We start from the raw sequence: 21844 nt of genomic DNA on the forward strand, positions 1-21844 counted from the left end.
TAAATCTGATATTATATAGTATGACGTAATTTGTCGAAATAAATAAAACAAAGGAGAAAAACAAATGAGTAAACAAAACAAAGGAAAAATGACTTTGATAGCCTTAATACTTATGATTTTTACGTCTGTATTTGGGTTTAATAATATTCCAAGAGCATTCTTTCTTATGGGATATTCAGCTATTCCATGGTATATATTTGGTGCAATAGCATTCTTTATACCATATGCATTTATGATGGCAGAATTTGGAGCTGCATATAAGGAAGAAAAAGGTGGAATTTATTCTTGGATGGAGAACTCAGTTGGAAGAAAGTTTGCATTCATAGGAACTTTCATGTGGTTTACATCTTATATTGTATGGATGGTAAGTGTTTCTTCATCAATATGGGTTCCACTTTCAAATTTAATTTTTGGTGTTGATAAAACATCAACATGGGAAATGTTTGGATTGAGCTCTACGCAAACATTAGGTATTTTAGGTGCAATTTTTGTTATATTAATAACATTCTTATCATCAAAGGGAATGAGTAGTATATCAAAGGTTGCATCTGTTGGTGGAATTTTTGTAACTAGTGCCAATGTATTATTAATAGTAGGATCATTAATAGTATTTTTTGCCAATGGATTTAAAGCAGCACAACCATTAAACTTAGCACAATTTACACATTCACCAAATCCAGCTTATGGATCAGTTTTAGCAGTATTAGGATTTTTAGTTTTTGCTATATTTGCATATGGTGGATTAGAGGCAGTTGGAGGTCTTGTTGACCAAACTGAAAATGCTAATGTAACATTCCCTAGAGGAATTAAAATATCAGCAATAGTTATTGGTGTTGGATATTCTTTAGCGATATTAATGGTAGGATTATTTACAAATTGGGATGCAGTACTTTCATCACCAGATGTTAGAATGGCTAACGTTTCTTATGTAGTAATTAAAAATCTTGGAGTTGAACTTGGAAAAGTATTTGGACTTTCACAAGCAGGAATAGAAATAATGGGAACTTGGTTTGCTAGATATATAGGTTTAGCTATGTTTTTAGCATTACTTGGAGCATTCTTTACATTAATTTACTCACCACTTAAGCAATTAATTGAAGGAACACCAAAAGAAATTTGGCCAAAGAAATGGACTGAATTAAATGAAAATAACATGCCTGTAAGAGCTATGTGGGTTCAATGTATAACAGTTGTTGCTATTATAATGATTGCAGTGTTAACAAGTGGTAAATCTACAATGTTCTTAGATTATTTAATACTTATGGGTAATGTTTCTATGACTATACCTACAGTTTTCTTAGCTATAGCATTTATATATTTTAAGAAAAATGATAATATTAAAAAACCATTCATATTCTTTAAGAGTAAGACAATGGCTACATTCTGGGCCGTAGTTGTAATAGTTACAGTTGGATTTGCAAACATATTTACAATAATACAACCAGCAATTGAAAGTAAGGATTATATTTCAACTGGTTTCCAATTAGCTGGACCTATAGTATTTGGAATAATTGCATTTATATTAATAACTATATATGAAAGAAAATATAGTTATTAATAATTAGAAATAAAACTTAAAGTGTGATGTAAATGACTCTATGCAATTTGTATGGAGTCATTTTTATTTATATGATAGGATATAAGGAGATTAAAAATTTTAATATAGAGTGTACTAGGAGGAAGAAATGATTAGTAAAAAACAATTAAAAGATGATATTATAACTTATGATATTATAACTTATACAGATGAAGATGGGAAGTTTATAGAATATGTAGAAGTTACTTTGGTTGATAGAATAATTGATGTATATATGGATACTAGAGAAGTTAATATAGGGTTAATTGCAAATAAAATAATAGAAGATAACTTATATAAATAATAACTAAATTATAATAAGTGTGATGATATAATATTTCAAAAATAATATATCATCACTTTTTGTTTATACTTAAAATTTATTTAAGTTATATTTAGTACTTGCATTAGTTTGGAGGTAATTTCAGTTAAATAAATTAGTGGTGAGATATTTAGATTAATTTTATTTATAAATTACTAAATGGAATAGAATCCATTTTAAATCGGCTCTTATTATTTTTATTTAATATAATAAGAAATAGTAGAGTAAAACTTATACCTAAAATTATAAAAAGCACATAAGTTAATATTGAATTTATATTTTTAGGTAAAAAATTGAATACTATTATAGCTGTTAAATTGTTAGAGATATGAGCAATAATAGATGAATAAAGTGATTTTGTTTTATAAATTAAATAACCAAAAACAATTCCTAAAAATGTAGTATAAATACATTGAATAATATTACCATGACATATGCCAAATAAAAATGCTTGTATAAAAATTGTGGGTAATATAGGAAAACTTTTTAGAAGTGTATTATATACTAAACCTCTAAACAAAAGCTCTTCAGCAATAGGTGTTATTATACCAATAATTAATATAGTTTCAGGTAAACCTCTTATTGTTAAAATATTGATTATACTATTGAAATTTTCCAAAATATTAGAAAAGAAAGTAGATGAATTCAAAATTCCTAAGAAGCCTATGTTAATACATAATATAGATACTCCTAAAAAACAGTCAGTAATAAAGTGTTTTTATTGGTATTTATTAGTGAAATATCTACAGTGATTTTTTTACCATGAATATAATAAATAATAGCAATGGTGATAAAAAATATAACATATGCAATTAAATTTATATAAAGAATATTTTCTATAGCAACATTATTGAGAATGTTTGGTAAATTTAAAATGGAAGATTTATTGTAGATTAATAAATACAGTGTATATATAATTTCATATAAAATAACTGTTAATATTTGAATTAAAAATATAAATAAAATATAGAGTATAACTGTAAAAATATTTTTTATTTTTTCTTTCATTTTAAATAATACCTCCAAGAAAAATAATATAATATAATATTACCATATAATGTAAAATAATAAAATGGGGGGAAGTTATGAGGTTAAAAAGGTGTTTAGTGGGGGTATTGATATTAACTTTTGTAAGCTGTTTTTCAATCAAAGCATTTGCAGAATCTACTAATAGTGCGAAAAATTTATTTGTGGCAGATGGAGAAGTTGATAAAAGGTTAGATATTGAAGGGGATGCCTATATTGCTGGAAATGGAATTAAATTAAGTGGTAATGTTGCTGGTGATGTTATTGTTGCAGGAAATACATTAGATATTTATGTAGAAAATGTGGGAGGAAGTGTAAGGCTTGCAGGTTCAACTGTGAATATAGGAGGTAATATTAATAGAAATATTACTGCTATAGGTGCAACTATAAATATTAAAGAAGGTACTAGTGCTAATGGAGTATATGTATCAGCAGGTGAAGTAGAATTTTTAGGTGAAGCAGAGGATGTATTTATAAGTGCTGATAAAGTGAATTTAAATGGGATTATATATGGAAATGTCAATATTGAATGTAATGAGTTGATAATAGGTGAAAATACAAAAGTCGATGGCGAAATTAAAGTTAAAGCAAGTACAGAGCCAACTATATTAGGTGAGTTTGACAGTGATAAAATAGAATTTACTTTAAGTAAAGAATATGAGAATAAAAGTGATACTTATAATAGAGCATTTTTTATTGAAAAAATTTTAAGTTTAATTACAGCGTTAATATTATCACTGTTACTAGTATTGATGTGTAAAAGATATTTATTTAAAGCTAAAGAATATACAATAGATAGGCCATGGTTACCGTTTTTAATTGGGTTTGCTACTTTGATTATATTACCTATATTAGCATTGCTGGTATGTATAACCATTATTGGAATACCTATAGCTTTTATAGCTTTAATTATTTATGGTGTTTTAATTTATTTAGCACCGGTAGTATCAGGTATAGTTTTAGGTGAAATTATTTTTAAAAACATGAATTTATATTTATCAGCATTAATAGGCACTATTTTTATAAAAGTTATTATGTTTATACCATATGTTGGTGGAGTTGTATTGTTTGCTTGTGTATTATTATCATTAGGAGTATTTATACAAAATTTAATTTCAAGTATCACTTCAAAAGAAATCATGTAGATTAGTATAAAATATACTTAAGTATCAGAGTTAAGATGTGCTTTTATGTGTGTCTTAACTCTTTTTCAATTGACCAAAGAAGTATTATTTTTTATAATAAATTGTAATAATACAATTTAAATTTGTTTGTGGGGATAAAAAGAAATTTATGAAGAGATATCATATTGAATTTAATGATTATGAACCAAAATATGTTCAAATTGCAGAAAATATAAAAAAACTTATTAATTCTAATGTAATTAAGGATGGAGATAAACTTCCTCCTATAAGGGAATTATCAAAAGAATTAAGTGTTAATAACGTCACTATAGTAAACTGTTACAATAAGTTGAAAAGCGAAGGATATGCCTATCAAAAAATGGGTTCAGGCACATTTGCAAAAAAGAGAGAGCTGGTAGATAACTTTAAAAAAGAATACTCAAAAGAAATTAAATTTATAAAAAGTAATGTAAATAATGAGATAATTGACTTTACAGGAGAGGGAAGTAAAGAAGTTAATTTCCCAATAGAAAAATTTAAGAATGTTATAAACGCAGTTTTAGATAGAGATGGTGCAGAAGCATTAATCAAAGAAGAGCCTTTTGGATATACAAATTTAAGAGATACTATTAATAAGATTTTCTGGGAAAATCAATTAAATATTGATAATTTACTTATAGTTTCAGGCGCTCAACAAGGGATAGATATAGCATCAAAAGCAATTTTAAATATTAATGATAATGTGGCAGTTGAAAGACCAACTTATGCAGGTGCATTATCTGTATTTAAGTTTAGAAGAGCTAATGTTTTTGAGATTCCAATAGAAGAGGATGGAATAAATATAAAGAAATTTGAAGAGATATTAAAAAAGAACAAAATAAAATGTTTTTATGTAATGAGTTATTTTCAAAATCCTACAGGAATAAGCTATAGTTTAGAAAAGAAAGTTAAAATTTTAGAACTTGCGAAAAAGTATGATTTTTATATTATAGAAGATGATTATTTATCAGAATTAATTTTTAGTGATGATTTAAAGCATCAACCATTTAAAGCATTAGATAATGATGATAGAGTAATATATATAAAAAGTTTTTCTAAAATATTTTTGCCTGGAATCAGACTTGGATATATAATTACTCCAGAAAAGTTTAGAGAGAGTATTCAAAATTCTAAAATTAATACAGATATAGCAACATCTACATTAATGCAAAGAGCATTAGAAATGTATATTAAAGAGGGATATTGGATTAATTATATAGAAGATTTAAAAAGTGAATATATAAAAAGATACAATATTATGAAAAATATAATAAATGAAGAACTTTATGAATATATAACCTTCACTCCACCTAAAGGAGGATTAAGTTTTTATTTACATTTAAAGAATAAGAATATTAAATCTAAAGAATTGTTTTATAAGTTAAAGAAAAGAAATGTTTATATTACACCAGGTGTTATTTTTTATAGAGGATCTACTGTTGGAGAAGAGTATTTTAAAATAGGATTTTCACAGGTTAATGAAGAGGAAATAAAAAGAGGAATACAGTTAATTAAGGAGGAACTAGAGAAGTGGCATATATAACAATAAGAGAATATGGGGAAGATAGTTTTATAGAAAAAAAATCAGAATTTATAGGATATGCTAAAAGAGTTGAAAATGAAGAAGAAGCAAAAGCCTTTGTTGCAGAAATAAAATCTAAGCATAAACAAGCAAGACACAATTGTTGGGCATATGTTATAGGTGAAAATATGGGGATTCAAAGGTATAGTGATGATGGTGAGCCACAGGGAACTGCAGGTATTCCGATTTTAGAAGTTATGAAAAAATCAGATATAACAGATTGTGCTGTAGTAGTTACTAGATATTTTGGTGGAATACTATTAGGAACTGGTGGACTTACAAGAGCATATACAAAAGGAGCATCTATAGCTTTAAAGGCAGCAGGTGTGGTAGAAAAGGTGCAAGGCGTTTGTGTATCACTTTATTTAGAGTATGATATGATAGGTAAGGTTCAATATTTCTGTGCTCAAAATAATTGGCATATAGAAGATACTGAATATACAGATAAGGTAGTAGTTAAGATATTAGCAGAGGAATATGTTGCAGAAGAAATTGAAAAAGTTGCAACAGAAGCTAGTAATGGTAAAATAATTATAGAAAAAACTAAACCAGAAATATACTTTAAGGAAGAAAATAGATTATATAAAATAATAGAATAATATATGACAATAAAGTAGGAAAATTGTTAAATAATAATTCTTATGGTATAATATAATCGATTTTATTTAATATAATTTATAAATTTAGGAGGATGAAATAATGTCAGGACATTCAAAATGGCATAATATACAAAACAAAAAAGGTAAAGCTGATGCAAAAAGAGGGAAGATCTTTACTAAAATAGGTAGAGAGTTAATGATAGCTGTTAAAAATGGAGGACCAGATCCTGATAACAACCCTAAATTAAGAGATGCAATAGCAAAAGCAAAAGCAGCTAACATGCCAAATGATACAGTTCAAAGATCTATAAAGAAAGCTTCAGGAGAGCTTGGTGCAGTAGATTATGAAAGAATAGTATATGAAGGATATGGACCATCAGGTGTTGCTGTTATAGTTGATACTTTAACTGATAATAAAAATAGATCAGCAGGTAATGTAAGAAGTGCTTTCACTAAAGGCGGTGGAAATATGGGAACTACAGGATGTGTAGGATTCATGTTCCAAGAAAAAGGTGAAATTGTTATAGAAAAGGGAGACCTTGATGAAGAAGAATTAATGATGATGGCTTTAGATGCAGGAGCTGAAGATTTCAATAGTGATGAAGAAGAAGTATTCATAATTACAACTGAACCAGATGATTTTGGAACAGTAAGAGAAGCTTTAGAAGCAGAAGGATTAGAATTCTTAGAAGCAGCAGTTAAAATGATTCCAGATACATATACTGAAATTGATGAAGATGCAGCAAAGAAATTCCAAAAAATGTTAGATTTACTTGAGGATGATGATGATGTTCAGGAAGTTTACCACAATGCTGAATTCCCAGAAGGATGGGATGAATAATCCTGTTAAATGCAGTAATATTCAGTGTTAGCAGTGTTTTTACAATATGTTTTACAGAAGGTAAAAGTAATATGAAGTAGGTAAAAATCCTATTCATTATGATAAATGTTAACAAAAAGCATAGTTTTCACTATGATGTTCATTTATAAGCTACTTTTCAAAGCAGATTAACAGATAATTTGTTTTTGAAAGGTGGCTTTTTTATTTATGTTAGTAGATGATATTGTAAAAGAATTTATTTTTGAATTACAGGTGCAGAATTATACACCTAGAACAATAAAGGGGTATAAGAACAATATTTTAAAGTTTATGGAATACTGTAAACAAGAATTTGAAATTTTTGAATTAGAGGAAATAAACCATATCCATATTAAAAAGTATTTTCAGTATTTATTAAGTAAAGGAAGAAGTTCTGTTTATGTAAATAATATATTAAAGAATATAAGGGCATTTTTTAAGTATTGCTATAAGGAAGAATATATAAACAGAAATATAGCTTTAAAAGTAGAATGGCAAAGGGAAAAAAGAACAGTAATTAAAACTTTTAATGATGATGAAGTACAGGGGATGCTAGGGGTGTACACCTATAAGAATTATCTTGAAACAAGGAATAAATGTATAATGGCAGTTTTATTTGATACAGGAATTAGAAACCTTGAACTTTGTACATTAGGTATGTTAGATATAAAGGATACTGTTATTTATATTAAAGGTAAAGGAAGAAAGGAAAGGGTAGTTCCAATAAGTCCAATGCTTAAAAAGATAATGATAAGATATGAAAGAGCAAGAGAAGAATACATTAAAGATAGTATTATAAAGGATGATGCCTATTTCTTATCATATAGGGGTAAAAGAATGACAGGTGAAGCAGTTGAAAGAATAGTAAAGATTTGTGGCAAGGAAGCTAAAATAAGAAGTGAAATAAGATGTTCACCACATACTTGCAGACATTATTTTGCACAAGCACAATTAAGAAATGGATTAGATGTTTATTCATTAAGCAGATTATTAGGACATGAAAATATAAGTATAACAAAAAGATATTTACAGGGATTAGAAGATAGAAATATTGTTGAAATAAGTGTTAAAACAAGTCCATTAATGAATTTAAGAATTAAATAAAATAGTATTTAGGCAATGAATTAAGTTTCATTGTCTTTTTTATGTCACAAATTTATAGCATCAAGTAACTTATCTTTATGTAAAAGGTAGTCACAGTTATTTAAGGTCTTTGAACCTAAATCTATGTAGGGGGATGAAAGATATGAAGTTAGTTCATGTAATTGATATAGAAAATGAAATAATATTAGATGTTTATTTTGTTGATGAACAAACAGGTATAAGAATTGATTATAGTGTTGAGGAATTTTTAAAAAGTATTAAACAATAAGTATAGTGGAGGGTTTATAAATGGAAAAGGTGTTGTATTTAGAACAAGGTGAAAAATATAGTGATAGACAAGAAGGGTATTTTATGGTTCCTAATTGGTTATTTGATGAAGGTGAACATATTGAATTAGATGTTTATGAAAGAATGGCACTGATATATATTATTAGGTGTGTTAATAAAAAAGATAATAGTCAAGGTATGGGTGATATTTTCTTTTTATCAGCAGAGCAGTTAGCAAAGAGGGGGAATTTTTCATTAGGAAAAGCAAAGAAAGTATTAAAAAGATTACAGGAACATGGATATATCAAAAAAATAAGAACAGGAAATAACTTAATAAAACAAGCAAATTCTTATAAAGTTATGAACTTACAACCAACATATATACAAGGTTTGAAAATTTCATTAAGTGAAGCAGAAAAGAATTTATCAGAGGAAGAATTTAATGAATTATTAATTAAAGGAAAAGGGAGTATTTATTACTATGAAGATGAAGAAAAATATTCACATAGAAAATCATTGCCACTATTAGTAAATACTAATAATGGAAAAATTGGTTGTTTTGTTGATATTTAAATAAATTGAACAATGATATATAAGTATATTAAGAATGGTATAAATTATAATTACTAAGATTTAGTGTAATTTAAATAGTCACTACATGTACTCTATAAAGAACTATAATACAAAGAACATAAATAAAGAAATAATTAAGGAAGAAGTATTTGCATTAATTTCATTAATGGCAACAAAGTATATATTTTTTTATTAGTTTATAAGACATAATGAAACATAATATAAAACAAAATAATATGTGAATTGTGATATTATAAGATTTTAATAAGAGTATTGAAATATAGATGTTGCAATATAAAGATTTGTAGTGTAGTGATATATTAATGTGTTATAATATAACTGAGTTACATAATAATGGAGGGTGAAATATGGCACTTATAATACCAGAGGATGCTGTTAAGCAAGTTAAAAGTAAAAAGATGAGTAATGCAGATTGGAGTGTAAAATCTAATACATCCACTTACAATTTATCATCAATAAAAGAATTAATAGAAAAGGGAGAAAAAGGGGAAGCTGGAGGTATAAAATTAAAACCTTTCTATCAAAGGGATTATAAATTCAATGAAGAAGATGAAAGTTTATTAATGGAATCAATATTATTAGGAATTCCAATTCCAACAATATATACTGCTTCTAATTCTAGAAGTAATATACATTATTTTAATGTAATTGATGGACAACACAGACTGAGAGCTGTTTATAGATTCTTATGTGGTAAGTATAGACTTAAGGGATTAGAACATTTACAAGAATATAATAATATGAAGTTTGAAGATTTACCAACAGAAATAAAAAATGAGCTTAATTTTCAGAAGACATTAGTTATTGAGAATATACATGTACAAAATAATCCAGAGCTAGAATGGGAAATATTTAAAAGATATAATAGAGGTGGAAACCCATTAACTGGACAAGAAATGAGAGGAATAGTATTTGCATCAGAATTTGATTCATGGGTTCAAAAGTATTTAGAGGAAATTAGAAATGAATCTTTAGTAAAGAATGTAATGAATATTTCTAATAGTAGATTCCAAAATAAAACAATACATGAGGAGTTCTATGTGTTTTTAGGTTTATATGAATATGGAGTTAATGATGACTTTTATTCCTCATCTAATTATGCAGATAAATTTATGGAAGAAGTATCTATGTTAGATTATTCAACTTCTCAATCAGCAATTAACTTAGCTAAAACAACATTTGAAGATTTTTTAAATATGCTAGATTGTGTTTACTGTAAGAGGGGGATTCAATATCCATTATCCAAGGAAATATATAAAAATGTTGATAAAAAGAACTATAAGTGTCAAGTAAGTATTTTAATGATTTTAACAATAGTATATAAGTATATTCAGAGTAGTGGAATTGATTATAGAATAGATAAATATTCAAATATAATATTCAATGCTATAAAAACAGGATTTACTAAAGGGGATTTTGAAAAGACTAATGCATCAACAACCAGACCAACAATTATTAGAAGCACTTCAAATTTAATAGTTGAAATAATAAAAAAAGAAATAAGTCTCTAAATATTGCCTATATTATAATATAATAATTATGTTTTTACTTATGTTTTTAGTTAAGGTAACTGTTAATATGCTTTGAAATTAAAAGTAGGCATAAACCTAGTAAAATATAGATTATAACTTTAAAGAACTGTGATGTTCAAGAAGTCTACCACAATGCAGAATTCCCTGAAGGTTGGGATGAATAATATTTAATAAAATTTTAATATAAATCATTAAATAAGATGTCTATTAGTTATAACATAATTTTGTAATATGTTACAAAAAGAACATAACTAATAGATGTTTTATTTTTTTTTATAATGTATTTGAAAAAATAGTTTGATTATGAATTTTGTATTAGTAATTTAGAGAAAATAGGAATAGAACATATAATTTAAGAAAGGACAATCCTTTAAAAGGGATTGTCCTTAAATTTATTTCATCGTTATTGCCTTTTTAAATCTTGAACCAGCTGCTAAGAATAATGGCACTCCTATAATTGTAATTACTACGAATTCTCCAACTGCAACTTCACCTATAGTAAGCCAAAGTGGTAATGCATATAATTTATTTAACATTAGTCCTATAATAATACCATTAAATATTGTTGGCCAAATAGAAGCTATTAATAATTTAACTTTGTAATTTTTTATGATTTTACCTGTTAAATAAATTGCATAAACGCTTATAAAAGTAGCTAATGTACCAAAAATTACATCCATTGGACCATTTGGGCCTAAGAGATTTGCAATTAAGCATCCAAGTGTTAATCCTCCTATATATAGTGGATCAAATAATGCAAGTAATACTAACACTTCAGAAACTCTAAATTGAATATTCCCATAAGCAAATGGTGCAATTACCAGAGTAACTACTGCATAGATTGCTGCAATTATTGCAGTTCTAGTAAGTCTTTTTGTTAAATTGTTTTTCATCTGAAAAACCTCCTAATAATTATTATTAGGAACCTAAGGCATAAATATTTTACCTAGTTTTGTTTAGAGACAGGAGGTTCCCGAACTGTCTATATTTCAATGATAAATTATACATTAAAATATACGATAAGGCAATAAAATTGATAGTAAAACACTTTAATGATAAAGTTTTAGTGAGTGTGTTATTAGGGTGAAATTTGATAAAAAACGACAAAAAGAAATAAAAAATATACGAATTATTATAAAAGTATTGCAAAAAATATTCGTGTAGTATAAAATGGCAATAGAGCAAGAAAAAGATGGCAAAAATATTCATCTAAAAATGAGGGGGATAATAATGATAAAAAACAAAAGAAGTATAATTTCACTTTTAACAGCACTTACGTTATCTGTAGGGTTAATAACTCCTACAAAATTAGTAAATGCAACAGAAAATCAAGAAGAGTTAAATGAAATAACTACACAAATAATAGAGGTTTTAAGCTTTAATGATTTCCACGGAAATGTTTTAGCTAGTGGGAAAAATGTTGGAGCTGCAACATTAACAGGAGTTATAAAAGAGTATCAAGCTAAAGATGTAGAAGATGATAAGTATGGAGTAGTAACAGTATCAGGTGGAGATATGTATCAAGGTACGGCTATTTCAAACATATTAATGGGTGAGCCAGTTAATGAAATGATTAAAGAAATTGGTATAGTTGCATCAGCTATTGGAAATCATGAATATGACTGGGGTGCAGATAAAATTAAACCATGGGCTGATGATGCAGGATTTAAATTTGTAGCAGCAAATTTAATAGATGAAGCTACTGGAGAATTACCAAACTATGCACAAGCCTATGTAATGACAGAAGTTGATGGAGTTAAAATAGCACTTGTAGGTATAGCAACTCCAGAAACATTAACAAGTACAAAAGCTGAAAATGTTGTTGGATTAAAATTCCTAGATATAGTTGAAACATTAGATAAATATTCTGAAATTGTTAGAGCAGAAGGTGCTGATATAGTTGTTGCATTAACACATTCACCAGCTACAGAAAATGTAGATGGAACAATTACAGGAGAGGCAGCTGAAATTGGAGAAAATGCAAAAGATGTTGATGCTGTAATTGCAGCACATAATCATAAATTTGTTGATGGTTTTGTAACAAATAATATAACAGGTAAACAAGTTCCAGTTGTTCAAGCTGGATATAATGGAAGAGGATTATCTTCTGTAAAGTTCACTTTAGATGATGATAAAAATATAGTAGATATAGAAGCTAAGACAAGAGAATTATATAATGAAGAGAATCTTCCAGTAGATGCTAATATAGAAACTATAATAAATGAATATAATGAGAAATTATCACCTATTTTAGCTGAAAAAATAGTAGATTTAGATTTTGATTTAGCACATGATAGAAATGAAGGAATTACACCACTTGGAGTAACTATAGCAGAAGCTATAAGAGAAGCAGGTGGAACACAAGTTGCAATTGTTAATGGTGGTGGAGTTAGAGCACCATTAAGTAAAGGAGAAATTACTTTAGGTGACATGTATACAATACTACCATTTGACAATAATGTAGTTACAATGAAGGTAACAGGGGCAAAGTTAAAAGAGTTAATTCAACATGGAATAGCTCCAGAAGGATTTGGTTGGGGACAATACTCAGGTTTAACAGTATGGTATGATTCAGCAACAAAAGAAATAACTTCTATGAGATTATCAGATGGAACTAAAGTTAAGGATGATGAATATTATACATTAACAAGTATTGACTTCTTAATGACTGGTGGAGATAGTTATAATTTTGATGGATATATTGATGATGTTATTATTGGTGAAATGAGAGACGTAGTAATAAACAATTGGAAAGAAAATGGTATTAAAGAGTTAAATTACAACTTATTAATTGATGGTGAAGATACAACAATAGATACTCCATCAGAAGAAGTTAAACCAGAAGAAAAACCGGAAGAAAAACCAGAGGTTAAACCAGAAACTAAGCCAGAAGTCGATTCAGAAGTTAAACCAGAACAACCATCAAAAGATGAAAATGTAAGTGCAGGTAAAGGGGATACACTTCCTAATACTGGAGCACCAATATCGTCAGCACAAGTTGTTGTAATGTCATTAGCAATGGTTGGTATTGGAGTTACAATGTTTAAGAAAAAAGAAGATATTGCATAAATTTTAAATTTATACCTATATAAGAAAAGTTAAAAACTAACACTTATATAGGTGTTTTTTTATAAAAAAATAATAATTTTCATAAATTTATACTATATATATATTAATGAGAGAGTTTTATGAAAATAATTTTTAAATAAAGGGGGAGGAAATGGATGTTTTAAAATAATGAAATAAAAGATAGATTTGAAGAAAATAAAAACAAAATTTTAGAAAATATTAAAATTGGAAAAGATATGGGGGTAAGTAAAATAAGTGCAATTTTAGCTATTGACGAAGAAGAGAGTGAAATGATAATGAATCTTGTTAATTGGCTGTTATTGGAAGGGTATAAAGTTTCTTTAAAAAATGAAGAATATAGTATATTAACAATTGAATGGTGAAGCTTAGAGAAATCTAAGCTTTTTTTTATAAAATTGAATAAAAAGGCTAAATGTGGAAATGATTATTTGTAAGGAGTGATGTTTATGAATAATTATTTCGATAAAAATAGCAATAATTTAAAAAATAATAATAAAAAAATAGCTAAACTTTCAGTCTTGATATTAGTGATTTTCTTAATTGTTGGTTTTGGAACTTATTTTGTAACAGATAAGTTAATGAATAATGAATATGAAAGCGAAGAAAAGACAGTATATAATAATACTCAAGCTTTAAGTGATGAAATACAAATAGTTTTAATGGATGATGGTATAGTAACAAAAGAGCAAAGCGTATTAGAATTTAAAGCGGAAAATTCTATAGATAGTGATATAAATGAACAATTTATAGTGAATTTCTTTTTAGCCGAAGGATATGAATTGGAAGAACTTTTAGATTCAAAATTAGTATTTTCAAAAGAAAATACTATGGTTGTTGTAGAACCAAATAAATACTATATTGGTGAAAAAGATGGTTATTTTGCAATTTATAAAAGTGATAGTGAAGGCAAATTAACTATAGAAAGTGAAGATGATATATATAAGAATAGTAGACCTATAAGTTTTTTGCAAGATCAAGAGGATTTAAAGAGAATAAAAGAATTTAAAAATTGTTTCGATACTAAAGAAGAGGCGAAAGAAAGCTTGACTGCCTATATTTCTTAAAACACAAAAAAATTTATGTAAACAACAAGAAAATTAGAATAAGTATAAGCAATATAATATAAATTATTTATTTATACATTTAAATTTATATAATAAAGGAAAAGGAATATAGTAAAGGAAGAGAAAGCTTGTATAACATTATATTAAAGAGGAGAAAATAAAACTGAAGATAAAGTAAAGGAGGCTAAGATATGAGTATTATACCGAGCTTTCAATATTTATTAGTAATGCCTAATGGAGATGTAAAGGGATTTGATGATGTTGAAATAGCAAAAGGATATATAAATATTTATTATGATAAAAAAGTTCATAATTCAAAATATATATTCGAATTAAATGATTTGACAGATAGTAGTGATCAGTTTTTTAATACGATTTGTCAAAACCTCGGAGCAGGTGAAGGTGAATGTAAAGTATACAATACTTTAGATATAATTGAAAAAATTCAAGAAGAATTAGTATTTGATGAAGAGAAAGAAGAAGTTATATCTAAATTAATGTCATCACAAATAAATTTTAATATATATGATTATAGAGTGGATAATATTTTTAATGATGTAGAAGCTTTAGACATATTAGAACCATATGGTGAGTTCTTTAAATAAAATTTTATTTAATAAAAAATCATAAAAAAACAAGAAAGGTGAAACTTTGCTTTTCTTGTTTTTTTATGATTTTAAGAGAACAGATATTTCTTTATTGTTGAAAAAAACTAATTTAAATGTTAAAGTAGAAGATAGACTTAAATATTAAAATAACTAAAAAATACTAAAAAAGTTTAGTGTTATGGATAAAGTCTTTGTCAAAGTTAAGACATAAGAGGGGGAAGGTTAGTTGTACGAATATATTAAGGGAAAATATATAGGCATTAACAAGGATTATGTTATTGTAGAAAACAATGGTATAGGTTATAAGATATTTACTTCAGGAGCTACAATGGCTGAATTACCAAAAGTTTCAGAAGATGTGATACTTTATTTAGAGCAAATAGTAAGAGAAGATTTTATAGGCCTTTATGGGTTTAAAGATAGAGAAGAGCTTGAAATGTTTAAATTACTTATTTCTATAAGTGGGGTAGGAGCTAAAGCTGCATTGTCACTTTTATCTATAAGTAGAATTAATAATTTAAAATATGCTATTATGATGGAAGATGATAAACATTTATGTAGAGCACCTGGTATTGGTAAGAAAACTGCAGGAAGAATTATATTAGAACTTAAAGATAAGATTAAGAAAGATGATGTAGTAAGTGATGTAAATATTCAAGAGGGCTTTGAGGATATAGTACCAGCTAATAATAATGCAGTTGGAGAAGCATTAGGAGCACTTTTAGCGCTTGGATATTCAGAAAAGGAAGCAGAAAGTGCATTAAAGAAAGTTAACAAACATGAAAGTGTTGAAAATATTATTAAGGAATGTTTAAGAGTACTTATGGGATAGAGGTGATATAGCTTTGGAAAGAATTATCACTCCAGATGAGATGCTGGAAGATGGAAATAGTGAATTAAGTTTAAGACCTCAAAGGATAAATGAATATATAGGCCAAGATAAAGTTAAGGAAAGATTGAATATTTTTATTACAGCGGCAAAAAGACGAGAAGAGGCACTAGATCATGTTCTTTTATATGGGCCTCCAGGGCTTGGTAAAACAACATTAGCAAATATTATTGCAAAAGAAATGGGTGGAGATTTAAAAATAACTTCTGGGCCAGCTATAGAGAGAGCAGGAGATTTGGCAGCAATACTTACTACTTTAAAAGATAATGATGTTTTATTTATTGATGAAATACACAGATTAAATAGAAGTGTTGAGGAAATTCTTTATCCTGCAATGGAAGATTATGCTTTAGATATTGTAATAGGAAAAGGTGCTGCAGCAAAGTCTATAAGATTAGATTTGCCACAATTCACTTTAATTGGAGCAACAACTAGAATAGGTATGCTTACTTCGCCACTTAGAGATAGATTTGGAGTTCTTTGTGATATGGTTTATTATACAGAAGAACAACTTAAAGAAATTATAGTTCGTTCAGCTTTTGTTTTAGGTTGTAATATTACAGAAGAGGGAGCTTATGAAATTGCAAGAAGATCTAGAGGTACACCTAGAATAGCAAATAGATTATTAAAAAGAGTTAGAGATTATGCAGAAGTTTACTCAGATTCTTTAATAAGTTATAAGGAAGCAAGAGCTGCATTGGAACTTTTAGAAGTAGATGCTCAAGGGTTTGATAGGGTAGATAATAAAATATTAGAAGCTATTATAGATAATTTTAATGGTGGACCTGTAGGTATAGAAACATTATCTTACTTTATAGGGGAAGAACTTGGAACTATTGAAGATGTTTATGAACCATATCTTCTTCAAAAAGGTTTTATAGTAAGAACTGCTAGAGGAAGAACTGCTACAGATAAAGCTTATGAGCATTTAGGTAGAACAAGAGGAAAAAAAGATTTAAAAAGACAAACTAGTTTTTTTGAAAGTTAGGAGATAAAAAAATGAAAACAAGTGATTTTGACTTTTACTTACCAGAAGAGCTTATAGCTCAACATCCATTGGAAAAAAGAGATTATTCAAGACTAATGGTGTTAGATAAAGAAACTGGAGAAATTGAACATAAACATTTTTATGATGTTTTAGATTATTTAAATGAAGGAGATACTTTAGTATTAAATAATACAAGAGTTATGCCAGCAAGAATTATTGGAGAAAAAGCTGAAACAGGTGGAAAAATTGAGTTTTTACTTCTTAAAAGAATTGAAGGCGATAAGTGGGAATGTTTAGCTAAACCAGGTAAAAGAGCAAAAATAGGTGCAGAGTTTACATTTGGGGAAGGAAAATTAAAATGTACTGTTGTAGATATTGTTGAAGAAGGAAATAGAATAATTGAGTTTTCTTATGATGGAATATTTGAACAAGTGTTAGATGAGTTAGGTGAAATGCCACTTCCTCCGTATATAACAGAAAGACTTGATGATAGAGAAAGATATCAAACTGTTTATTCAAAGGAACAAGGCTCTGCTGCAGCACCTACAGCTGGATTACATTTTACCAAAGAACTTTTAGAAAAGGTAAAAGAAAAAGGTGTAAATATTGCATATGTAACATTGCATGTTGGTCTTGGAACATTTAGGCCTGTTAAAGTTGATGATGTTAATGCACATGTGATGCATTCAGAGTTCTATCACTTAGATGAAGAAAATGCTAATATAATAAATGAAACTAAAAAGCGTGGTAATAAAGTTATATCCGTAGGAACTACATCTACAAGAACGTTAGAAACTATTGGAGATGAGAATGGTTTTGTTAAAGAACAAAGTGGATGGACTAATATATTTATTTATCCTGGATATAAGTTTAAGGTTGTAGATAAACTTATAACTAATTTCCATTTACCAGAATCAACATTAATAATGTTAGTTTCAGCTTTAGCTGGAAAAGAAAAAGTTATGAATGCTTATAATGAAGCTGTAAAAGAAAGATATAGATTCTTCTCTTTTGGAGATTCAATGATAATAAAATAGAAAACATAAGGCAAAAGGACGTGAAGTTTTGAGTAAAAGATATACTTTATTAAAGAAAGATGGAAAAGCTAGAAGAGGAAGATTTGTAACTCCTCATGGAACTATAGAAACACCAGTATTTATGAATGTTGGAACTTTAGCTGCAATTAAGGGTGCAGTTTCTTCTATGGATTTAAAAGAAATAGGATGCCAAGTTGAACTTTCTAATACATACCACTTACATTTAAGACCTTCTGATAGAGTTGTGGCTAAAATGGGTGGATTACATAAGTTTATGAATTGGGATAGACCAATACTAACAGATTCAGGTGGATTCCAAGTGTTTTCTTTATCAGGAATGAGAAAGATTAAAGAAGAAGGTGTTTACTTTAACTCTCATATAGATGGAAAGAAAATATTTATGGGACCAGAAGAATCAATGCAAATTCAAAGTAATTTAGCATCAACAATTGCTATGGCATTTGATGAATGTATTCCAAATCCGTCAACAAGAGAGTATGTAATAAATTCAGTTGCAAGAACAAATAGATGGTTAGATAGATGTATTGCGGAGATGAAAAGATTAAATTCTCTTCCAGAAACAATAAATAAGGAACAAATGCTATTTGGTATTAATCAAGGTGGATGCTATGAAGACATTAGAATAGAACATGCAAAACATCTTGCTAAATTGGATATGGATGGATATGCTATTGGTGGATTAGCAGTTGGTGAAACTCATGAAGAAATGTACAGAGTAATTGATGCTGTTGTTCCTCATCTTCCACAAGATAAACCAATATACTTAATGGGAGTTGGAACTCCAGAAAATATATTAGAAGCTGTTGAAAGAGGGGTAGACTTCTTTGATTGTGTTCTTCCTGCAAGAAATGGAAGACATGGTCATGTATTTAACAGTGAAGGTAAGATAAACCTTATGAATGCTAAATTTGAGTTAGATGAAAGACCAATAGATGAAGGATGTCAATGCCCAGCATGTAAAAATTATACAAGAAGTTATATTAGACATTTATTTAAAGCTAAAGAAATGTTAGCAATGAGACTTTGTGTATTACATAATTTATACTTCTATAATAAATTAATGGAAGAAATTAGAGAAGCAATAGATAATGGAAATTATGCAGAATTTAAAGCTAAAAAACTTAAAGAATGGAATATAAAAAAATAAGAGTTAAAATATATGAATAAATTATTAATGTTTTACATATGTATACATATGATAATTGACATATAATATTAAATAAAGTATATTATTTAATACATAGTAATTATTAAAATGTAATTTAAAATATACTATATAAAGTAAAGATGAAGGGAAGGGATTATAATGGCACAATTATTAGCTACATTATTACCTTTAATAGCAATGTTTGCTATAATGTATTTCTTACTTATACTACCAGAAAAGAAAAGAAGTAAAAAATATAATGAAATGTTATCTGCATTAAAAGTTAATGATGAAGTTTTAACTAGAGGTGGAATAGTTGGAAAGATTATAACTATAGAAGAAGATCAAATGGTTATTCAATCAGGTCCAGATAGAGTTAGATTTAGAGTTACTAAGAACTCAATTGCTCAAAAACTTAATAAAGAAACAGAATAATTGTTGAATAATACCCCTTTTTACCTCATAAAATGAAGTAAAAGGGGGTGTTTTTATGGAATGGAAAAGTTATTTTAATAATGTGTTTAAAGGAGTAATAGGTGCTATTAGCATTACTATTTTGTTAACGGCGGTATTTTCACTTATTATGACTTTTGTAGACTTTAGTGATGCGGTATTTAGTGGTATTTATGTTGGGATTACAAGTGTGAGCTTGATACTTGGAACTATTATTGCATCTAAATTACAAGGGCATATAGGATGGTTAGTTGGCTTAGCAGTTGGAGTATTATTTTACATAGCCTTATATGGAATAGGAGTTTTATTTGGAGCTGAAGCTACACTTGGAATTTATGACTTGATAAAATTTCTTCTTTGTATTGTAGTTGGAATTCTTTCGGGAATGTTAGGTATTAATTTAGGAAAAGAAAAATAAAGATTAGAATTAATTAAAAATGAGATTATATTAAAGTGCAATTGCATAGCTTTTGATATAATCTCATTTTTATTTTATATAATTAAAATTTCTAAAAAATATTTCAAAATAACATTTAACACTATAAAAAGAAAAGTAATTAATGAATATAACACGAATTAAAATGTTAAATTTAATAAAAATGTTTACCTTTTTTGTCGATTATAATAAAATAAAGATATTATTACTAATATAAAATTTAAAGTATATAATAATAAAATATAAATTGGTATTGTTTGGAGGTAAAAATGGACAATCTAAAGAAAAATATAATTTCTATAATTGGAGTAATTATATGTAGTAGTATAATAATATTATTATCTAAATTTATATTCACAGGAGGATTTCTGACTGATAAATATAATAAGGGAATGGAATATTATAAAGGTGTTGTAACAAATATTGTAGAGGAAGATTTACAAGCTGATGAATTTTTAGAGGATGTAGAAGTTGGATTTCAAACTGTTTCAGTTGAAATAAAGGACGGGCCTCTAGAAGGTGGAGAGTTTGAGCTAGGAAATCCGGTAAGTAGACTTTATAATGTTAAGGTTAAAGTTGGAAGTAAAGTAATAGTTGGGTGTTATGATAGAGATGGTGAAAATGTTGTAACTATATTTAGTTATGATAGAAGTAACACACTATATATGTTAATGGCTTTATTTGCTGTAATAGTAATTTTAATTGGTGGTATTAAGGGGATAAAATCATTGGTATCATTAATATTTACGTTAGTATGTTGTATATTTTTAATGTTACCACTTATGTTTAGAGGGGTAAACCCTATATTAGCAGGTATAATAATGGCAATATTAAGTATAAGTGTTACGTTATCACTTGTATCAGGAATTAATAAAAAGACATTAACTGCAATTTTAGGAACAATAAGTGGGGTTATTATAGCAGGAGTTATTGCATATATATTTGGAAATTTATCTAATCTTTCAGGAATAACTATGGAAGATGCAGAAAGTCTTATGTATATAGCAGAGGATACTGGTCTTAAAATAAAAGGAATAATGTTTACTGGGATATTAGTAGCATCTCTTGGAGCTGTTATGGATGTTGCTATGTCTATAGCATCATCAATATTTGAAATACATTCTATAAATAATGATGCTACAATTGGTGAATTGTTTAAGAGTGCTATGAATATAGGAAAAGATATAATAGGTACAATGACTAATACACTTATATTAGCATTTGCTGGTGGGTCTTTAAGTATATTAATATTAATTTATTCATCTAATATGCCATATAATAAATTAATAAATTTAGATGTTTTAGGTATTGAACTAATACAAGGTATTTCAGGAAGTATAGGTATAGTTTTAGCAGTACCTATTACTGCAGTCATAGGAAGTTATTTATGTAAGAAAAAATAGTTTTAGATAAGATTAAAGGAGTCATAATTTAAGTTATGGCTCCTTTGTTGCAATAAGTATAAAAGTATAAATTCATTAATATGT

General features: G+C 27.4%; 24 protein-coding genes. 21 read left to right on the top strand and 3 right to left on the bottom strand.

Annotated features, from left to right (window positions below; translation table 11 throughout):
- Window positions 1–64: 64 nt before the first annotated feature.
- Together yjeM and HMPREF0216_RS10190 are read left to right on the top strand one after the other, a co-directional pair.
- Entirely contained in the window at window positions 65–1558 is a 1494-nt protein-coding gene (gene yjeM / locus HMPREF0216_RS10185; protein WP_005213973.1) for a glutamate/gamma-aminobutyrate family transporter YjeM, read from the top strand.
- 127 nt (window positions 1559–1685) lie between these two features.
- Window positions 1686–1880: a hypothetical protein gene (locus HMPREF0216_RS10190; protein WP_005213975.1), complete on the top strand. Its 195-nt coding sequence runs from the start codon at window positions 1686–1688 to the stop codon at window positions 1878–1880.
- 163 nt (window positions 1881–2043) lie between these two features.
- On the opposite strand, the gene HMPREF0216_RS18260 is transcribed toward HMPREF0216_RS10190, so the two are convergent.
- Both HMPREF0216_RS18260 and HMPREF0216_RS10200 read right to left on the bottom strand, forming a co-directional pair.
- Window positions 2044–2547, bottom strand: coding sequence for a CPBP family intramembrane glutamic endopeptidase (locus HMPREF0216_RS18260; protein WP_005213976.1), 504 nt, complete (start codon window positions 2545–2547; stop codon window positions 2044–2046).
- A 41-nt stretch (window positions 2548–2588) separates the two neighbouring features.
- On the bottom strand, window positions 2589–2906 hold the full coding sequence (locus tag HMPREF0216_RS10200; protein ID WP_040419637.1) for a hypothetical protein: 318 nt from the start codon (window positions 2904–2906) through the stop codon (window positions 2589–2591).
- A 77-nt stretch (window positions 2907–2983) separates the two neighbouring features.
- Here HMPREF0216_RS10200 and HMPREF0216_RS10205 point away from each other — a divergent pair, with 77 nt between their 5' ends.
- From HMPREF0216_RS10205 to HMPREF0216_RS10235, 8 genes are all read left to right on the top strand, one after another.
- A complete protein-coding gene (locus HMPREF0216_RS10205; RefSeq protein ID WP_040419639.1) occupies window positions 2984–4069 on the top strand; it encodes a DUF8173 domain-containing protein in 1086 nt (361 codons plus the stop codon).
- Between the two features lie 148 nt (window positions 4070–4217).
- Entirely contained in the window at window positions 4218–5630 is a 1413-nt protein-coding gene (gene pdxR / locus HMPREF0216_RS10210) for a MocR-like pyridoxine biosynthesis transcription factor PdxR (protein ID WP_005213979.1), read from the top strand.
- The gene (locus tag HMPREF0216_RS10215; protein WP_005213981.1) at window positions 5618–6268 is read left to right on the top strand and encodes a YigZ family protein; all 651 of its coding nucleotides are present in this window, start codon (window positions 5618–5620) and stop codon (window positions 6266–6268) included. Before pdxR ends, HMPREF0216_RS10215 begins: the two co-directional genes overlap by 13 nt.
- Before the next feature lie 100 nt (window positions 6269–6368).
- Window positions 6369–7109, top strand: a complete 741-nt coding sequence (locus tag HMPREF0216_RS10220) for a YebC/PmpR family DNA-binding transcriptional regulator (RefSeq protein WP_005213983.1) — start codon at window positions 6369–6371, stop codon at window positions 7107–7109.
- Between the two features lie 207 nt (window positions 7110–7316).
- Window positions 7317–8231, top strand: a complete 915-nt coding sequence (locus HMPREF0216_RS10225) for a tyrosine-type recombinase/integrase (protein WP_005213984.1) — start codon at window positions 7317–7319, stop codon at window positions 8229–8231.
- Between the two features lie 142 nt (window positions 8232–8373).
- On the top strand, window positions 8374–8499 hold the full coding sequence (locus tag HMPREF0216_RS17920) for a hypothetical protein (RefSeq protein WP_267955918.1): 126 nt from the start codon (window positions 8374–8376) through the stop codon (window positions 8497–8499).
- A 20-nt stretch (window positions 8500–8519) separates the two neighbouring features.
- Window positions 8520–9071 carry a hypothetical protein gene (locus tag HMPREF0216_RS10230; RefSeq protein WP_005213988.1) on the top strand — a complete coding sequence of 184 codons (552 nt, stop codon included), beginning with the start codon at window positions 8520–8522 and terminating at the stop codon, window positions 9069–9071.
- A 368-nt stretch (window positions 9072–9439) separates the two neighbouring features.
- Entirely contained in the window at window positions 9440–10603 is a 1164-nt protein-coding gene (locus tag HMPREF0216_RS10235; RefSeq protein WP_005213990.1) for a DUF262 domain-containing protein, read from the top strand.
- Window positions 10604–11016: 413 nt separating this feature from the next.
- Here HMPREF0216_RS10235 and HMPREF0216_RS10240 read toward each other — a convergent pair whose 3' ends face one another.
- Window positions 11017–11517, bottom strand: coding sequence for a QueT transporter family protein (locus HMPREF0216_RS10240; protein ID WP_005213992.1), 501 nt, complete (start codon window positions 11515–11517; stop codon window positions 11017–11019).
- Between the two features lie 337 nt (window positions 11518–11854).
- Between HMPREF0216_RS10240 and HMPREF0216_RS10245 the strand changes: the two genes are divergently transcribed.
- The 11 genes from HMPREF0216_RS10245 to HMPREF0216_RS10295 all read left to right on the top strand — a co-directional run bounded on the left by HMPREF0216_RS10245 (window position 11855) and on the right by HMPREF0216_RS10295 (window position 21760).
- Entirely contained in the window at window positions 11855–13693 is a 1839-nt protein-coding gene (locus HMPREF0216_RS10245; RefSeq protein ID WP_051040702.1) for a 5'-nucleotidase C-terminal domain-containing protein, read from the top strand.
- Between the two features lie 236 nt (window positions 13694–13929).
- On the top strand, window positions 13930–14076 hold the full coding sequence (locus HMPREF0216_RS10250; protein ID WP_005213995.1) for a hypothetical protein: 147 nt from the start codon (window positions 13930–13932) through the stop codon (window positions 14074–14076).
- 84 nt (window positions 14077–14160) lie between these two features.
- Window positions 14161–14778: a hypothetical protein gene (locus HMPREF0216_RS10255; protein ID WP_005213997.1), complete on the top strand. Its 618-nt coding sequence runs from the start codon at window positions 14161–14163 to the stop codon at window positions 14776–14778.
- A 191-nt stretch (window positions 14779–14969) separates the two neighbouring features.
- Window positions 14970–15383, top strand: a complete 414-nt coding sequence (locus tag HMPREF0216_RS10260; protein ID WP_005213998.1) for a hypothetical protein — start codon at window positions 14970–14972, stop codon at window positions 15381–15383.
- A 229-nt stretch (window positions 15384–15612) separates the two neighbouring features.
- Window positions 15613–16218, top strand: a complete 606-nt coding sequence (gene ruvA, locus HMPREF0216_RS10265; RefSeq protein WP_005213999.1) for a Holliday junction branch migration protein RuvA — start codon at window positions 15613–15615, stop codon at window positions 16216–16218.
- Window positions 16219–16231: 13 nt separating this feature from the next.
- A complete protein-coding gene (ruvB, locus tag HMPREF0216_RS10270) occupies window positions 16232–17263 on the top strand; it encodes a Holliday junction branch migration DNA helicase RuvB (protein WP_040419643.1) in 1032 nt (343 codons plus the stop codon).
- 11 nt (window positions 17264–17274) lie between these two features.
- On the top strand, window positions 17275–18300 hold the full coding sequence (gene queA, locus HMPREF0216_RS10275; RefSeq protein WP_005214001.1) for a tRNA preQ1(34) S-adenosylmethionine ribosyltransferase-isomerase QueA: 1026 nt from the start codon (window positions 17275–17277) through the stop codon (window positions 18298–18300).
- A 28-nt stretch (window positions 18301–18328) separates the two neighbouring features.
- Window positions 18329–19468: a tRNA guanosine(34) transglycosylase Tgt gene (gene tgt / locus HMPREF0216_RS10280; protein ID WP_005214002.1), complete on the top strand. Its 1140-nt coding sequence runs from the start codon at window positions 18329–18331 to the stop codon at window positions 19466–19468.
- Between the two features lie 159 nt (window positions 19469–19627).
- A complete protein-coding gene (gene yajC, locus HMPREF0216_RS10285) occupies window positions 19628–19903 on the top strand; it encodes a preprotein translocase subunit YajC (RefSeq protein ID WP_005214003.1) in 276 nt (91 codons plus the stop codon).
- A gap of 55 nt (window positions 19904–19958) precedes the next feature.
- A complete protein-coding gene (locus tag HMPREF0216_RS10290; RefSeq protein ID WP_005214004.1) occupies window positions 19959–20339 on the top strand; it encodes a TIGR04086 family membrane protein in 381 nt (126 codons plus the stop codon).
- A 287-nt stretch (window positions 20340–20626) separates the two neighbouring features.
- Window positions 20627–21760, top strand: coding sequence for a YibE/F family protein (locus tag HMPREF0216_RS10295; protein ID WP_005214005.1), 1134 nt, complete (start codon window positions 20627–20629; stop codon window positions 21758–21760).
- Window positions 21761–21844: the final 84 nt, after the last annotated feature.

Source organism: Clostridium celatum DSM 1785, assembly GCF_000320405.1.
Classification (GTDB): domain Bacteria; phylum Bacillota; class Clostridia; order Clostridiales; family Clostridiaceae; genus Clostridium; species Clostridium celatum.

What these genes read in the sequence shown, in the direction of transcription:
- yjeM (WP_005213973.1), top strand. Translation starts at nt 65, where the DNA reads ATGAGTAAACAAAACAAAGGAAAAATGACTTTGATAGCCTTAATACTT.
- HMPREF0216_RS10190 (WP_005213975.1), top strand. Translation starts at nt 1,686, where the DNA reads ATGATTAGTAAAAAACAATTAAAAGATGATATTATAACTTATGATATT.
- HMPREF0216_RS10200 (WP_040419637.1), bottom strand. Translation starts at nt 2,906, where the DNA reads ATGAAAGAAAAAATAAAAAATATTTTTACAGTTATACTCTATATTTTA.
- HMPREF0216_RS10205 (WP_040419639.1), top strand. Translation starts at nt 2,984, where the DNA reads ATGAGGTTAAAAAGGTGTTTAGTGGGGGTATTGATATTAACTTTTGTA.
- pdxR (WP_005213979.1), top strand. Translation starts at nt 4,218, where the DNA reads ATGAAGAGATATCATATTGAATTTAATGATTATGAACCAAAATATGTT.
- HMPREF0216_RS10220 (WP_005213983.1), top strand. Translation starts at nt 6,369, where the DNA reads ATGTCAGGACATTCAAAATGGCATAATATACAAAACAAAAAAGGTAAA.
- HMPREF0216_RS10225 (WP_005213984.1), top strand. Translation starts at nt 7,317, where the DNA reads ATGTTAGTAGATGATATTGTAAAAGAATTTATTTTTGAATTACAGGTG.
- HMPREF0216_RS17920 (WP_267955918.1), top strand. Translation starts at nt 8,374, where the DNA reads ATGAAGTTAGTTCATGTAATTGATATAGAAAATGAAATAATATTAGAT.
- HMPREF0216_RS10230 (WP_005213988.1), top strand. Translation starts at nt 8,520, where the DNA reads ATGGAAAAGGTGTTGTATTTAGAACAAGGTGAAAAATATAGTGATAGA.
- HMPREF0216_RS10235 (WP_005213990.1), top strand. Translation starts at nt 9,440, where the DNA reads ATGGCACTTATAATACCAGAGGATGCTGTTAAGCAAGTTAAAAGTAAA.
- HMPREF0216_RS10240 (WP_005213992.1), bottom strand. Translation starts at nt 11,517, where the DNA reads ATGAAAAACAATTTAACAAAAAGACTTACTAGAACTGCAATAATTGCA.
- HMPREF0216_RS10245 (WP_051040702.1), top strand. Translation starts at nt 11,855, where the DNA reads ATGATAAAAAACAAAAGAAGTATAATTTCACTTTTAACAGCACTTACG.
- HMPREF0216_RS10250 (WP_005213995.1), top strand. Translation starts at nt 13,930, where the DNA reads ATGGGGGTAAGTAAAATAAGTGCAATTTTAGCTATTGACGAAGAAGAG.
- HMPREF0216_RS10255 (WP_005213997.1), top strand. Translation starts at nt 14,161, where the DNA reads ATGAATAATTATTTCGATAAAAATAGCAATAATTTAAAAAATAATAAT.
- HMPREF0216_RS10260 (WP_005213998.1), top strand. Translation starts at nt 14,970, where the DNA reads ATGAGTATTATACCGAGCTTTCAATATTTATTAGTAATGCCTAATGGA.
- queA (WP_005214001.1), top strand. Translation starts at nt 17,275, where the DNA reads ATGAAAACAAGTGATTTTGACTTTTACTTACCAGAAGAGCTTATAGCT.
- yajC (WP_005214003.1), top strand. Translation starts at nt 19,628, where the DNA reads ATGGCACAATTATTAGCTACATTATTACCTTTAATAGCAATGTTTGCT.
- HMPREF0216_RS10290 (WP_005214004.1), top strand. Translation starts at nt 19,959, where the DNA reads ATGGAATGGAAAAGTTATTTTAATAATGTGTTTAAAGGAGTAATAGGT.
- HMPREF0216_RS10295 (WP_005214005.1), top strand. Translation starts at nt 20,627, where the DNA reads ATGGACAATCTAAAGAAAAATATAATTTCTATAATTGGAGTAATTATA.